Genomic DNA, 15,209 nt, shown 5'->3' on the forward strand with positions numbered 1-15,209 from the left:
TTAAGAGAATTGTTTTAATGAAAAATCTTCTTTAAATCCAAACATTCCTCGTTCTTTAATCATTTCTGCAACACCTTCAGGAACTTGGTTTTCCCAGCCTTTGATGTTACAACCAATTTTTTTCAAAATATCTCTTGAATAAATTTCCAAAAACTCAGGATTATAGTTAGTTATATCTACGATACGTTCGTTCAGTTTGAAATATTTATATAATTCTTTCAGGTTCTCCCCCACTTTAAGGGTTTCAGAATCTAAAAGCTCATGCGTTTCAGGATCTTTGTAAGGATACAGATACACTCTCATTCCGTTTCTGAAGAATTTCCCGAAAGCTTCAAGAATTCCTCCTGACAAATCTTTATAGTACTTCTCGTCAAATACCATCAATAGATTATTCACTCCCATTGCAACCCCGATATTTCCATTGGTGTAAGAAGCAAAATAATCAATCAGACGATAATATTCAGAGAAATTGGAAACGATTACCGTATATCCTAGTTTTCCAAGAACGTCTACTCTGTCCAAGAAATCCCTTTCATCAATATCTCCATCTGCACGAAGGTTTGAAATGGTGATTTCTATTAAAACTTCCGTTTCATCATGGGTACAGATCGCATCTTTCATGAACATTTCCAGTCCATTCTGAAGCATATCAATGTTCACTTTCGTTACCGGTCTGAAACTTCCTCTTACCGCAAAAATATTTTTCTTGTACAAAATATCTGCAGGAAGCATATTATTCCCCTGTGAATTGAAAATTACGGCATCTGTCATCCCGTTTTTCACTAATTGTAATGACATCAACCTGTTGTCTACATAAGCAAAAGCTGGCCCGTTGAAGTCGATCATATCAATTTCAAGGTTGTCTTTAGCAACATCATCATACAGAGACTCTACTAAAGTTCTCGGATTGTCATAATAATTGAACGCTCCGAAAATAAGGTTTACCCCAAGATTCCCTAAAGTCTCCTGCTGTAAGGTCGCATCATTTTCTTTAAACTTTACGTGAATAACGATTTCGTTATAATCTTCATTTTCTTTTACCTGAAAACGGATTCCTACCCAGCCGTGACCTTTCACAGTCTTATCAAAATTGATTGTAGTCACCGTATTGGCGTAAGAAAAGAACTTTCGGTTGGGATTATTTTCTCTGGAAATTCGCTCTTCAATCAATGCCACTTCATAGCGGAGCATTTTTCGAAGTCTGTTTTGGGTAACGTATCTGTTTTTTACCTCTTTTCCATAGATCGCATCACTAAAATCTTTGTCATAAGCAGACATTGCCTTAGCGATTGTACCGGAAGCTCCTCCTGCTCTAAAAAAGTGTCGAACAGTCTCCTGCCCTGCTCCAATTTCTGCGAAAGTACCATAAATAGTAGGATCTAGATTAATTGTTAATGCTTTTTGTTTAGGAGTTAGTTTCTGATACATTAGGACATTAAATTTTTCGTAAATTTACCAAAATTAAACCAACCTCAAAAGAAAATGAAGTTGAAATTTTTAGGAACGGGAACTTCCCAAGGCGTACCCGTTATTGGCTGCACTTGCGAAGTGTGTACTTCAAAAAATCCCAAAGACAGTCGACTCCGTTCTTCTGTCATTGTAACTACAGACGAAAACAAAAAAATACTTATTGATTGCGGTCCCGATTTCAGGCAGCAAATGCTTTCAAACCACGAGACTCACGTAGATATTACCCTACTTACTCATGAGCATAACGACCATGTAATTGGCCTTGATGATATGCGTCCGCTTATTTTCAAAAGTGGGAAAAATATTCCCCTTTATTGCTCTCCAAGAGTTGGAAATGAAGTAAAAAACCGTTTCCCTTATGCTTTTGCAGATGAAAGATATCCCGGAGCTCCGGCATTTGATCTTCATGATATTGAAAATAAGCCTTTTCATGTTTTAGATATAGAGATCACTCCGATTGAGGTAATTCATTATAAAATTACTGTTTTTGGCTATAAATTTAAAAACCTTGCTTACATTACCGATGCAGGTTTTATTTCCGATACCGAAAAAGAAAAATTAAAAGGTCTTGATGTCTTAATTTTAAACTGCATCAGAAAATTCGACCCGCATCCTGCCCATTTTATCCTTCCGGATGTGATCAAACTGTTTGAAGAGCTACAACCTAAAAAATTATTTTTAACCCACATCAGTCATCATTTAGGTCTGCATGATATTGAAGACAAGCAACTTCCCTTCGGAATCCACCTTGCCTACGATGGTTTGGAGATAAATTTCTAAAAATTTTTCTTGGAAAAACTTTGGAGTATAAAGAAAAGTTTCTATATTTGCACACCGATTTAAAACAAGGTAACACACTTGCCCAGGTGGCGGAATTGGTAGACGCGCTGGTCTCAAACACCAGTTCTTAGGAGTACCGGTTCGATCCCGGTCCTGGGTACAAAAAGCCTCTGAAATCATTTGATTTTCAGAGGCTTTTGATTTTTAGGGTGGTCAAAAGGGTGGCTATTTTTTTTTTGTCATTAAAGTCCCATCAATAAATTTAAACTCATAATCTTTGTATTCTTCCCAAAAATCATTTGATAATTTATTAACTAAATCTGACCGAGTTGCTTTACCTGATATTATAACAACATTATCCTTATCCATAGAAGTTATTAATAAACTCCATCCTTCATTGATACCTTTTATATAATCACTATCATGATCATGCTTTAGCAATTCCTTTTTATCAAGTTCGCTAAGTTCAACAGGAGATACAAAAACCATTAAAACAAACGCTCTTTTTTCTTTTCGGAATGCATACCTATCATTCAATTCGAAAATCGCTATATTACTTCTTTTATCACTAAAATTATATATCTTAGAATTATCTCGACCGAAACTACTCTTACCTAAGTATAATCCAAGTTTTGAGTGAATTAATTGTGGGGATTGAGAGAAGACTCCCAATAAGCCATTACTAAAGTTATGTATGCCTCTTACTAAATTTCCTATTTTTTCTACATCAAAATAATTTAACTCATCAAACATTTTTTTAGGAATCAAAGGATACAAGCCTGTAATCAAATCAAAGTCTTCATCAAAAACATCCCACTTATCTGCTTTAAACAAAAGTTGTTCTCTATCAATATCACTATATCCATTTTTAGATATATAATTTTTATTAAATTTTTGCATATTGATTTCGATAACATTGTCCTTTATATTTATAGAATCTGCACTAATTAATTTAGATAAAATTAGTTTTTGTGTCAGTAGACTTAGTTCTTTAAAATTGAAATTATGGAAATCTATTCTTTTAGCATCAATAAATTCTTTTATAGATATATTTTCACCAATAAGATTACTAAGCTCTTTATTTTGAACATCACCATATTCCGTTTCACTCAATTCATTAATAAATAATACATCTGCAAAATTTATTCTATCAAGAACATAATCCCAGACAATATTAAATTCTAAAGTGTTATTCAAAATATTAAATTTTTCAATGTGTTGCTTAGCTATTTCAATCACTTCCTTAATGTACTGTAATGAAATTTCTTCAATTAAGCTTTCACATTCTTTAGGATATTTAATTATTGACTTTCTATCAATAGAAATGATAGGTCGTAATTCTCCCGTAAAGTCAAGATGGCCATCAAAATGTATTAATCGATGTGTAAAATAGTCTTCAAATTGACTCACTTTACTGTCATCGATAGAAATCCCATCTATTGAAATCCCGTAAACTCGTAAAAAGAATTGAAATGAGTTAAATTTTTTAAAAGAAAAGTCTATATTCCTGTTAGGTAAATTAATAAAAGTTGTGAAATTTATACCTTGTTTTTTAATTTTGATGGGATATGTACTTATATTTTCTTGAATTTGACTTATAGTGGGTGCTTTACTCCCATTGTTATTCCATTCAAGAAAATTATTAAGAGATTCTTTATCTTCAATAATATCAATTTGCAGTAATTCTTTATTTTCTAATACATTCAATGGTTTAGTAAGTATTGGTAAAAACTGTTCGTCTTTTAATCTCACTAAAATTTCAATATTGTCTGGCACAACAGAAATGAAACCACTTATATACTTGTATATATGTTTTTGCCACATTTTTGCCGTTTCATCATTCCCGTTTCTTCGTTGAGCACCTAACAATAACAATCCAAATTTTTTAAGTTTAGAATATTCTAAATTTTGTTCAGTTTTGTCATTTAAATACACTTTAACTAAAGTTCCAGTATCTATAATTTTTTCTCTATCTGAAATTACAGCTTGCTTATAATAAAAATTATCATGTATTCCACTAATTATGCAAGAAATATAATCACCACCTTCTGACTTTGTGACAATTTCTATTTTAGTTCCTATCATAAAGCAGGATAAAATACCTATTCCAAATTGTGAAGTGGGCGTAAAACCTCCATCCCATTTTGATTGCTCTTTATAAAAATCAGAAGAATTATAATAAGAATTACCTATATTTAAAAGATATTTTTCAATAATATCTTTACTCATTCCTATACCATTATCTAAACAATAAACATATTTTCCAACTTCATTTTCTTCTACTCCAAACTGTATTTGTCCTTTAGTTTGAATATTGATTTTGCTTTTTTTTGAAATCATACACCTGCAAGCATCAAGAGAGTTTTGATATAATTCTCTTAAACAAGCATACTCGTCCTTATACAAGCCCACTCCCTTTAACAGTTCAAGAATTTTCTTTTGATTTAAAGAAAATCCAAGTCCCCTTCTGGGTAAAAATTCAGATTCATCATTAGAAATATTAGTTCTTTCGACCTTATCATGTAACTTTTCTATATAAATATTCTTCCATTTCCTTTGAAACTTAAAATAATTTTGAATCTCTACTTCTATCCAATCAATATATTCATGAAGTTTAAAATAAGTTTCAGGATTTTCACAATAAGCGCGATATGATATCAAACCATTTTCAATAGAATAATTTGCACCACTATTTTTAACTGCCCATTCTTGAAAACTATATTCTGACTTAAAAATTTTTGACGAAAGAATATTTAGTGGTGCTCTATCAAAACTATAGTGAATTATATCTCCTAATCTCAACATCATTGATATCATTTGTAGGTTTGCGGAAGAACTTCCATAATATTGAGAATTGACACTTAATTGCTCTATAAATTCTATATTTTCACCATGAGATCTGCAAATTTTCGCTAAATCATTGGCTAGCTTTTTCCCCCATGATGGTTGCTCAAATGCATTTCCAAATTTAGTTTCTAAGTTTTTAATATAAGTTTCAATTCTTATATGATGCGTTGCTCTAATATAGTCTATTCTTATAAATTCATTAATTGATTTGAAATCTTCAATGTTATCAACACTTTTTAATTCTTTAGCAAATCCATTTCTGAAATTTTGGTAATCCAATAAAAGCTCTGCTAAATATGATATAAAATCTTTTTCTGCGGAATTGCAAAATATCCATTTACTGGGTAGGCTGAAATTTTTATATAATAGTTCTTTATTTGATGTTATAACATTTAATGCTTCTGTGTGCTTTAAAGGGGGGCGTAAATCATGTTTAATAGAATCCTTTTCAGAATAAAATTTCTCATTTCCTTCTGTTAACTTCATAACATTGATTTCATATTCTGAAGGAGCCATTCCGCAGTCATGTAAGAATGCTGAAGAATGCAATAGGAATAACTCATAGGAAGACAGTTCTCCGACTGTGTTTCCTAATAATTCTTCAATATTTTTAATAACCCTTTCGCTGTGCTTTTCATCATGGATATCAAATTCGGGTAGAACAGTTATAACCCTTTTAAGATGATTTCTTGCCTCTTTTTCAATATCATCAATTAAATTATAGAGTTTTAAATCTATTTTAATAGAATCATTTTCTAACTGGCTTCTTTTTTTTAGTTCTTCTAATATTATCATTAATTATTTTGGCTTTTAACAAATTTACAAAAAAGGCTTTCTCTCAGACAAATACTGTATATCACTCTAAATCATAAATTGTATATTTGAGATAAATCATAAATTTATGAAAAAATTACAGCCAAAATTCAATTCAAATACATTTCTTAAAAAGACCATTTGTGATTCAATGTATACAGATGCAAATCAGTTTCTATGGCGAGTACATCATCTAATTCGAATAGATGAATTCCATGATAGAAATTGGTATAGTAAAATATATGTCGATTTAATAATGGCAATTGAAACAGATTTAAAAGCCATTATAGTTGCATTATCTAAATCCTCTGAAACACCAGAAGACGCCTATAAATCTGCACGAGGAAAAGGTCATAATATCCAAAAACTTTATGGTGAAGTTGAATCAAGAGCAAAGAATCGTTTAAGATTGTTGAGTAAAAAAAACAAAGAACTTTTACTTACAAAATACACTTTACTAAATGTAAGTAATAGATATGATTTAGTTACTTTCTATGGCATTAGAGAAGATATTAAAAACAAGAACTTCACAGATAAAGCGGTTAAGTATCTCCTAACTTATGAATCATTATTGGAGCTTGAAAAAATAGCAAATCTATTACATCAAGTTTCTAAAAAAGCAATTAAAAAGAAACCTATTATTGCTATGAGTGGAGATAAAATGACAAAATTCTATCAAAGAATTGATAAATTTAAAACAAATATAGGAAATGTATAAAATTATAGTTTTTTAATCCTTATCTTAATAAGGTTTAAATCTCAAATAAATTTTTTATTAGTTTTAGCAATGAAAGCAACATAGATAAATACTGAAGAAACGCAAAAAAATAAAGAATATTTTACTAGAAAATGGAGACAATTTTTGAATAAAGGAGCAACAAATGACAAGCGCTTTGAAGAAACGAGAAGTCTGAGGAAGTGATGAATGAGAAATTTATCAACAAATACCTATCATTCGTTAAAAATTTGTTTTTTGAAAAAATAATAAATAAAATCTGAACGGCTTAACAGCAGGATTTATATAAATTAGTAATTGAGATACCATACTAGACAAAGTTTTTATGTTATTTTTCTAAATCCTTTTCAAGTTTGGATTCTAATAAAGTTGGTTGTTTTTTAATGTCCAATAAAATTTTTCTAGATCATTTATTAATTCTTCTGTATTTCCATAATTATCTAAAGCAATCGAATTTTCTGTCCATGAAATAATTTTTCCAGTTTTTTCGTTAAAATAAACGAACCATTATGAACACAATTATCGGCAGAGCAACAAGAATTGCAGAAGTGAAAAATTTGACAAATGACAAACAGGTTGTGAATTTTTCAGTTGCAACAACGGCAAAAACAATTACTCCCATCGGTCGGAAACGTTTTTTGCGGAAAGCGGAGCAACGCTTTGCTAAAATCGCCCATTCACGATTCCTTATCTTCTAATTTTATCAAAATGTTGCAGCACTATTTTTATATGATATTGTTTGCCCAATTATCATAGTTTTTTTTCATTTCACTTTTCATCGAACAACTAAATTCGTAATTTAGATTTAATTATAAATATCCCCACAAGAAACATTTTTTCACAAGCTCCAAGAGATTTTTTGATTCTGTTTTTTGTAGAATATTTTTGCGGTGTGTCCTCGCAGTGTAAAAAGAAATGTTCAAAACTTTTGAAATTTGTGAAGCGGAATACCCTTTTGCAATATATCCCAAAACCTCTACTTCACGTTTAGTAAGCTTATTCTGTGGAAGTATTTTTCCTTTCTGATAATGCATCTGGTGAAAATCTTTTCGGTTTCCTATTCCCGAAATAAGGACTGTGTATGAATTTTCTTGAGTAAAATGTGAAATATTGGTGTGGATATTTACAGCTTGTAAAAGTTTACCTTCTTTATCCTTCAATGTATGTATTGCCTGATGATGAAACATTTCATAGTTTCCTTTTTCTGTTTTCATTCGGAAACAATAGCTGGATTTCAATTCTTGCTGATATGCAAAACCATCAATTTCAAGCATCTTTTCCAGACACATCCTTTCTGCTTCCATTACAAAATCCATATCATCCGGATGAACCAAATCCAAAACTTCTTTCAAGTGGAGAGGATATTTTTTCAGACCGTGCATTGCCAGAATATTTTCGTGATGATTGGTAAGTGTGCTGTCAGTAATATTAAGTACATAGTAGTAAAATCTACCGACAGAAAACATATCAGCAATAAGCTTTTCTATTGGTGGCGATGCTAGAATTTGCTTTTTATTATTAAAAAAATCAGAATAACCGTTCCAAACTTTTTGTAACACGTGATCTTGAGAGGCATTCTTTTCCATTACTAGTTTTTAGTAAAAATAGTTAAAATTTGTTAAAAAATACAACAATTGTGGTATTGTTAAGCATTTACTATTAGTGGAAATTTGTGTAAAATAATATTTGACAAATGAGAAAATTGATAACAATCTTCGCAATATTTTTCGTGGTAATTACGAACGCTCAAACATTTGACGAAACGGTAAATTACATCAACAATTTCTTAAAGGAATACCCGGATGTTAGCTGGGTTCCTTCAAGTAGTTCTTCTGCATATTTTGCTGATAGAGTAATAGTAACAAAAAACGGAAAAGTAACTTTTATGCATACATTCTCTGGTGGTTCTGAAGATTCAACTGGTTTTTTTAATGTTTTTGATTTTCAAAAATTTAATGAAAGCGGAGAAGTCTTAGAATTGTGGGATAGTAACAACAAAAGAATTGGAGGATTTTACAGATTTCCCTCAAACTATATTTCAAAAATTGAGAAAGCCTTTAAACATCTTCAGACCCTGTGTACAAAGGAGAAAGATCTTTTTGAATAACTTTTAAGAACAAGTAAAATTATGACAAAATTAATGACAATTCTCGCAATATTCTTTGGATTAGGAATTGCGGAGGCACAGACAAAACAGGAAACGATGGCGTGGATAAAAGAGAAAATTGAGAAATATGGCAGTTATACAAACGATGTTAATATTTCTTTATATGCTAAGGTAATTTATATCAATGCCTGTGAAATTTCTTTCAAAGTTTCGTGGAAAAATTGGGAAGGAGACTGGGAGAAATCATATGCATTTCCAACTGACAACATAGATTTTGTCTATTCTTATGGAATTAAATTTAATGCAGATGTTGTACATTATTCCAACACATATCTAACTCAAGACAAGGCAATTGATAAGGTAGATGTCTTGCAGTTTAATCGGGAAGCGAATCTTGATGAAAGGTTTGAAAAAGCACTGAAACATCTCGCGACTTTTTGCGAAAAGAAAAAAGAAACATTCTAAACTAACTTTTTAAAACAGATATATTATGGCAAAATTAATGACAGTTCTCGCAATATTCTTCGGATTAGGAATTGCGGATGCACAGGAAAAGTTTAGCACTTTTTACATTTATAATTACTTCAATACCGCTGATGTAAAAACGGCGGTTTTCACACCAATTGTTGCAATACAGGTAGAAGATGCCGGAAACTGGAAGATACAGCAAGATATACGCAATCAGTTCAAAACATATCTGACTAATTATGTGAAAGATAAAATGAAAATTAATGTTGAGGAGGGAGGTTTTTTTGGATTGTCTGATGTTTGGCAGCGTTCTGTGGAAATGGACAGGGAACACGCATTAGAATATGCAGCACAATACCAAAAAGACAAAAAAATATTGTTTACAGGTCAGGATTTTAATTTTAAATATGTGAAAACAATAAAATGAATTGATAATTAAATATTTATTACAATGGCTACAAAAGTATTAAAGAGAGGTTTGGCAACGGCAATGGTGCTATTTTCATTATTAATGGGAAACACAACAAAAGCCCAAGAAACGAAAACGGTGTATTACTTCGGGATGTCTGTCCTCAAGAACAAAAACTTTGCGGTAACACCAGTGATTTCCAGTACCATTCTGGCAACAAATTATGTCGCAACCTGCCGCAATGAACTGGAAAAGTATATGATGGATTACATCCCTGCCGAAACCAGCCACGAAATTGACTGGAGCAATCGTAGTACGGCGACCTCTACATTGGGTGGCACAAGCTATTCTGATGCTTCAAAAACGCGCTTGGAATTTATCAATAAATACAAAAACTATGGTTACAATATAGTTTACCTCAGCAATATGGATTTCCGTTGCAGCCAGTAACGCTAAAAAACTATGAAAACTCAAATTTTATAATAGAAAAGTTAATTTTTAAAATAAATAAAACAATGAAAAGTAAAATTCTATTGCTGCTTCTGCTTTGGGTGGGAGCAGTTTGGGGGCAGGCAAAACCGACAAAAGAGGAAACGGAAAATTACATCGTTAATTTTTTTAAAAATAAAAATTTTGCAATCCTTAAACAAAAAGTTTCGAATACCGACGAAGTTATAAGCACTGAAAATTCTTGCGAAGATATTGTTTTTAATGGCTGCGAAATGGTTTTAAAATTTAAACAAACCTCAAAAGTTGATAACGATGACTTTCTCATAGGCGTTCTTTTTGTAAAACTCACTTTTCCTATGAATTTGGTTGAATCAATAAAAAAAGACGGAAATTACATTGATTTTGCGACAGGCAAAGATGCAATTTCGGTTTTTGCATCAAGTAATGACAGTTATTACAAAGGTTTTACTGGGGATTTAAAAAAACAGACCTATTCTCTTTTATGCAATTCAAATTCAACCGGAGATATAGACAAACTTGTAAAAGGGCTCAACTACCTCCGAAAACTCTGCGGCGCATCGGAACCTATTTCTTTTGATTAACAAGATAATTTTAAAATTTCTACATTATGAAGTATTTATTCACACTTTTCGCAATATTATTCGGAATATTTGTAAGTGCGCAGGCGAAACCGACAAAAGAGGAAACCGTAAAATACATCAAAAATATAGTTGATAGATTTGATTTAACTTATGGTGCAGGTGAAACGTCATTTCTGAAACATTATAATTTTAGCAACAAGATAGCTTTTCAAGATTGCTACGTCGTTATTGAACAGCAATTGGTTTACAATGACGATTGGAAATCAGGGTACAAATCAGATTTTGTCCGTGTTGTAACTAAGTCCTTTGATTTAAAAGACATTGAGCAAGTTGGAGAGATAACATTCAGCCCTGAAAAAGAAAGTACAACCGCACGCTATGGAATCACGTTTCACTCTAAAAGTGGTGAAAAACTGATAGAGGAAAACACATCTACGAAAGGCATTGAAAATAATAGAGATGCCAATCGCAACAATTCCGAGTCTGAATCAGAAACGTTTTTGTTTGTAGAATTAGCCGACCGTGAAAAACTAATAAAAGCCTTCAATCATTTGCGAAAACTTTGCAATGCACCAGAACCTATTTCTTTCGATTAACTAAAATTACCTTTAAAATTATAATATTATGAAAATTCCATGCTCTCTGCAGTCTCCCGACTCCAGAGCAGTATGAAAAAATATTTCCTTTCAAAACGTCCAAAATCTTTAAAATAAAAAAAATGAAACCGAATTTCAAAATCCTTCTGCTACTTACATTTGCCAATCTTGTCAATGCGCAAAAAACTTTTTTTCTCGGTACTTTCCGTGCACAAGGAACTGGCAAAAACTACTGGTGCCTGAACGCAGGCAATTATGTTCTTAAAGAAGTTGCCAACTTAAACGAATACGATAATTTAAAAAAAGAATTTTATAGCACGCATAAAAACGAATGGCCCTTTACAACATCTATAAAAGGAAACCGCCCGTTTATCATTTTCAAATCCAAGACCAGGAACAGCTCTGAAAACTGCGATGTTTCCACCACTGGATATATTCAGGCAGATTCTATGGGAAAAATACAGGAGATTCTCGCTCAGAGAAAAACGGAATACAAATTCATAGAAGAACCTCAGATTTTGTACACCTATAATGCAAATTGAAATGAAACCATCAAAATTGCTATTTGGGAAAAACTACTACGTTCTATATATAAAAAACATACCCTTACTTTTCTTTAGGATGTTTTTGAAAAGAGATTGCGAAAATGAACTACAAAAAATTTATTTTTCTTTAAATTAATATGAATTAGTCAATACTTAATCTAACAGTTGTCAACACATCGAATAAATTTAAAACACATTAAATATCGACTAATTATGTAATTCGAAAATCAAGCATCCTAGACAAAGTTTATATGTTATTTTTTTCCAAATCCTTTTCAAGTTTGGATTCCAATAAAGTTGGTTGTTTTTTAATATCCGATAAAATTTTTTCTAGATTATTTATTAATTCTTCTGTATTCCCGTAATTATCTAAAGCAACCGGATCTTCTGTCCACGAAATAATTTTTCCAGTTTTTTCGTTGAAATAAACTTAGTGCACTCCATAAAAAGGGGTTTCGATTGTTCCTGTATTGATAATCTGATAACGCCAAAAAGTTATATTTTCCATTGATATTTATTTAAAAAAAAATGCTTACTTTTAACAAAGAAAAAACAGGATTTATAAAATCTGAACAGCTTAACGGCAGGATTTACAAAATCTGAACAGTTTTTTCTTTTTAAGTTAAAAATAAACTTACAAAAATCCATCTCAATAATTTTAGAGATGGATTTTTAGTCTTAAAGACAACAATTCAAATAATTAATTAACTATAAATTTATGTGTCGTATTTTCTGATTTAAGAAAATACATACCCTTCAGTAGATTATCTATTAATATTGAATTGCTTTTTAAGTTTGATTTCTTTATCAGCCTTCCTTCACTATTATAAATAAAAACTTCATTTACCTTTTTATTAAGATACAGATATTCACTATTTTTAATTGGATTAGGATAAATTGAAAGTTGAGCCACCTTATCAATTTCACTAATTCCCAAATTTGAATAACATGTCCAAGAAAGATTATCAATAGCAACTCTTTGCCCGGTATTAGGATTTACAAGCTTAATAATGATATTTCCTGCGATATTTATATTATCAAGTGTTGTTGTCACAACTCCGGAATTAAAAGGTATTGTTCCAACTTGGATATCGTTAATTTCCAAAATAAGGTTTCCCGGATTTCCTGAAAATTTTAATTGTGTAGTGACAGTAAGACTTTTAATTCCTCCTGTAATAATAGAACTCGTAAGACTACCATTTCTGATAACAATTGCTTTACTATTAATTGTTTGATCGGTTCGGGAATCAGAAGCCGTCCATGTGATATTATTATTTACCCAGCTGTTTGTTTCAAAAGAACTGGAGCTTGTAGGAATATTTTCAAAATTTTCTGATCCGCAAGAAAAGAACATTTTAAAATTCTGATCAGCAATTTCCTGATTGATTGAATTGCAGTAAAGCGCATTAGAACAAAGTATTAATGCACTGGTAATTAGTAAATTGATTTTGTTTTTCATTTTAAAAAAATTTTTAATTAATACGTTAAAGAGTTTGTTTGGAGACATAAAAATCCAGACTCTGGATATTTCCAAAATTTTTATTATATCTGTTTATGTAATGTGAATGAATTAAGTAGCTTGACAGCTTCAAGTATTAAACCCCATATTTATACTATTGTATAACTATAAAGATTTAGGTTTTTCGATTGGATAGTATTTTTCTTCGTATTTTTTCACTAAAATTGAAAGCATTTCTAATTCGTTTGATTCTTTTGAGTCTGCTTTAATATTCTTCTGCAACAGCACATATATTCTTTCAATATATTCTTCGTACTGTTTTTCAGTTTTAATTGGCTTTACCATGTCCATTCAGATTTATCAAAATCATTTTCAAAATCATCAAAAAAGTCATCTTCTTCATCAGGCAATACTTTTAAGAATTCCTTTTCTTCCCTTTCTTTTTCATATCTTGAATTATAGACAGCTTGTAAACGAACCCAAAAAACAGGACTGCCTCCAAAGGCTTTTGAAATACTTATTGTTATAATATTCGTAATTGATCCTTTACCATTAATAATATCAGAAAGAGTTGCTTCTGTAATACCTAAAAGCTTTGATGCCTCTTCAATATTCAGATTATTTGGTTCAATAATTAAATCATTTAGTATTTCTCCAGGATGCGTATTGTGCTTAATTACACGAACTAGAGGTTTCATTAAGATAGATTTTATGTCGTTAACTTATTTTTTTGTTTGCTTCAAATCTCTTTTTAAACTTTATTCGTTTTGTCACAATTATCGAAACATAATTTACTTTATAAACATTTAAAAAGTTATTGTCGTTTGCACAAGCTTCTTGACCCTTAGTTATTTTAGTAATTGAATCATCTATCAATTTCTCAATATTCTCGTATTCGTAAAAAGGAATTCTCAAGATATTTATCCTATTTTTCAAAGCGTATCTATTTTTAATCCAGTCGCATTTTATAGTTTTTTTAAAGCTTTTAAATCCTTTAAAATAATCAACCGGATAATAGTGCTGATGTCCGTCAAACTCAATTATTAAATTCAGTTTTGGGATAAAAAAATCACATTTTAGTTCCTTTTCATTTTTCATTCCAGGGAATTTTTTTTGCTTTTTAAAAGTCAATTTTAGAAAGTTTAAATATTTAATGACTCTACTTTCACCAATCGTATCATTTGGATAACAAACTTTACACTTTACTGATGAAACGTACTTTTCCCTTTCCCATTCGGAACAACCACAATTTTTGCAAATTAATTCATAGAAAATAATACTTTTATCATTTCGATCTATAGAACCGAAGAATGAAAAAGAGCTGTTCTTTTCTATTAAAATATTATTTATTTTTTCAATAAGATTTTCTCCAGCTTTCTTTTTGTATTCTCTCGTTTTAGCGCACTCCGGACAAATATTATTTTTTCCTATTGAAACTGCTGTTTGCGGATAAGGTTTTCTATGATGACCAAACAAATTACATTTCACCAGAACCATACTGTTTTTGTCATTATGAAGATGATCTTCATATCTGATTACAATTTGCTTGTCCCGGATAACAGAATTCTTAGAACTTTTTATTCTAGTGTTTAGTTCTGAAACAGGAATACGGTTGTTACCACTTTGAATGATAGAAAGACACTCGGGACATTTTTTAGAACGTCTTAATATCCTTGCATCCTGAATATCCTGCTCAAAAGGTTCGCAGTTATGATCATTACAGTTTAGTAAAGCCCACTTTTTAAATTGATCACCTGAAGGCTTGTAATAAACATCAACGGGAGTATAAAAATGTTGATTTTCAAGATGTAAAACCTTTAACTCTTCAAGAGAATTTTTACAAATATTGATTTGTTTTTCGGTCATTGTGAATGTATTTTCCATATTAAAAATTTTTATAAAATTATTTCTTTAAATAAATTTTTTA

General features: G+C 30.7%; 17 protein-coding genes and 1 tRNA gene. 11 read left to right on the top strand and 7 right to left on the bottom strand.

Translation table 11 applies throughout. From position 1 onward, the window contains the following. Positions 1-1,428: a TonB-dependent receptor gene (locus JI747_RS14045; protein WP_225689532.1), complete on the bottom strand. Its 1,428-nt coding sequence runs from the start codon at positions 1,426-1,428 to the stop codon at positions 1-3. Positions 1,429-1,482: 54 nt separating this feature from the next. On the opposite strand from JI747_RS14045, the gene JI747_RS14050 reads away from it, so the two are divergent. Both JI747_RS14050 and JI747_RS14055 read left to right on the top strand, forming a co-directional pair. Beyond that, positions 1,483-2,250 carry an MBL fold metallo-hydrolase gene (locus tag JI747_RS14050; protein ID WP_225689533.1) on the top strand — a complete coding sequence of 256 codons (768 nt, stop codon included), beginning with the start codon at positions 1,483-1,485 and terminating at the stop codon, positions 2,248-2,250. 80 nt (positions 2,251-2,330) lie between these two features. Then, positions 2,331-2,410: transfer RNA gene (locus JI747_RS14055), tRNA-Leu, on the top strand. A gap of 65 nt (positions 2,411-2,475) precedes the next feature. On the opposite strand, the gene JI747_RS14060 is transcribed toward JI747_RS14055, so the two are convergent. After that, positions 2,476-5,892, bottom strand: a complete 3,417-nt coding sequence (locus tag JI747_RS14060) for an HD domain-containing protein (RefSeq protein WP_225689534.1) — start codon at positions 5,890-5,892, stop codon at positions 2,476-2,478. Positions 5,893-5,998: 106 nt separating this feature from the next. Here JI747_RS14060 and JI747_RS14065 point away from each other — a divergent pair, with 106 nt between their 5' ends. Further along, positions 5,999-6,628 (top strand): hypothetical protein, encoded by a 630-nt coding sequence (locus tag JI747_RS14065; protein WP_225689535.1) that lies wholly within the window; start codon positions 5,999-6,001, stop codon positions 6,626-6,628. Between the two features lie 527 nt (positions 6,629-7,155). Beyond that, a complete protein-coding gene (locus tag JI747_RS20505; protein WP_394371151.1) occupies positions 7,156-7,344 on the top strand; it encodes a hypothetical protein in 189 nt (62 codons plus the stop codon). A 111-nt stretch (positions 7,345-7,455) separates the two neighbouring features. On the opposite strand, the gene JI747_RS14075 is transcribed toward JI747_RS20505, so the two are convergent. Then, a complete protein-coding gene (locus JI747_RS14075) occupies positions 7,456-8,232 on the bottom strand; it encodes a helix-turn-helix transcriptional regulator (protein WP_225689536.1) in 777 nt (258 codons plus the stop codon). 107 nt (positions 8,233-8,339) lie between these two features. Between JI747_RS14075 and JI747_RS14080 the strand changes: the two genes are divergently transcribed. The 7 genes from JI747_RS14080 to JI747_RS14110 all read left to right on the top strand — a co-directional run bounded on the left by JI747_RS14080 (position 8,340) and on the right by JI747_RS14110 (position 11,820). Beyond that, positions 8,340-8,753, top strand: a complete 414-nt coding sequence (locus JI747_RS14080; protein ID WP_225689537.1) for a hypothetical protein — start codon at positions 8,340-8,342, stop codon at positions 8,751-8,753. 33 nt (positions 8,754-8,786) lie between these two features. Next, positions 8,787-9,218, top strand: coding sequence for a hypothetical protein (locus JI747_RS14085; RefSeq protein WP_225689538.1), 432 nt, complete (start codon positions 8,787-8,789; stop codon positions 9,216-9,218). Between the two features lie 25 nt (positions 9,219-9,243). Next, complete coding sequence (locus JI747_RS14090; protein ID WP_225689539.1) at positions 9,244-9,648, top strand: hypothetical protein; 405 nt, start codon at positions 9,244-9,246, stop codon at positions 9,646-9,648. 24 nt (positions 9,649-9,672) lie between these two features. Continuing rightward, complete coding sequence (locus JI747_RS14095; protein WP_225689540.1) at positions 9,673-10,080, top strand: hypothetical protein; 408 nt, start codon at positions 9,673-9,675, stop codon at positions 10,078-10,080. Between the two features lie 65 nt (positions 10,081-10,145). Then, complete coding sequence (locus tag JI747_RS14100; RefSeq protein WP_225689541.1) at positions 10,146-10,682, top strand: hypothetical protein; 537 nt, start codon at positions 10,146-10,148, stop codon at positions 10,680-10,682. A gap of 26 nt (positions 10,683-10,708) precedes the next feature. Continuing rightward, complete coding sequence (locus JI747_RS14105) at positions 10,709-11,278, top strand: hypothetical protein (RefSeq protein WP_225689542.1); 570 nt, start codon at positions 10,709-10,711, stop codon at positions 11,276-11,278. A 122-nt stretch (positions 11,279-11,400) separates the two neighbouring features. Beyond that, positions 11,401-11,820, top strand: a complete 420-nt coding sequence (locus JI747_RS14110; RefSeq protein ID WP_225689543.1) for a hypothetical protein — start codon at positions 11,401-11,403, stop codon at positions 11,818-11,820. Positions 11,821-12,523: 703 nt separating this feature from the next. Here JI747_RS14110 and JI747_RS14115 read toward each other — a convergent pair. The 4 genes from JI747_RS14115 to JI747_RS14130 form a co-directional block, all read right to left on the bottom strand. Further along, positions 12,524-13,282, bottom strand: a complete 759-nt coding sequence (locus JI747_RS14115; protein WP_225689544.1) for a T9SS type A sorting domain-containing protein — start codon at positions 13,280-13,282, stop codon at positions 12,524-12,526. Between the two features lie 165 nt (positions 13,283-13,447). Continuing rightward, on the bottom strand, positions 13,448-13,627 hold the full coding sequence (locus tag JI747_RS14120) for a hypothetical protein (protein WP_053077116.1): 180 nt from the start codon (positions 13,625-13,627) through the stop codon (positions 13,448-13,450). Beyond that, complete coding sequence (locus tag JI747_RS14125) at positions 13,621-13,980, bottom strand: HigA family addiction module antitoxin (RefSeq protein WP_225689545.1); 360 nt, start codon at positions 13,978-13,980, stop codon at positions 13,621-13,623. The genes JI747_RS14120 and JI747_RS14125 overlap by 7 nt, the downstream gene beginning before the upstream one ends. A 19-nt stretch (positions 13,981-13,999) precedes the next feature. Continuing rightward, complete coding sequence (locus tag JI747_RS14130) at positions 14,000-15,166, bottom strand: endonuclease domain-containing protein (protein WP_225689546.1); 1,167 nt, start codon at positions 15,164-15,166, stop codon at positions 14,000-14,002. Between the last annotated feature and the right edge of the window lie 43 nt (positions 15,167-15,209).

Source organism: Chryseobacterium tagetis, from assembly GCF_016735585.2.
In the GTDB taxonomy this organism is placed as follows: Bacteria; Bacteroidota; Bacteroidia; order Flavobacteriales; family Weeksellaceae; genus Chryseobacterium; species Chryseobacterium tagetis.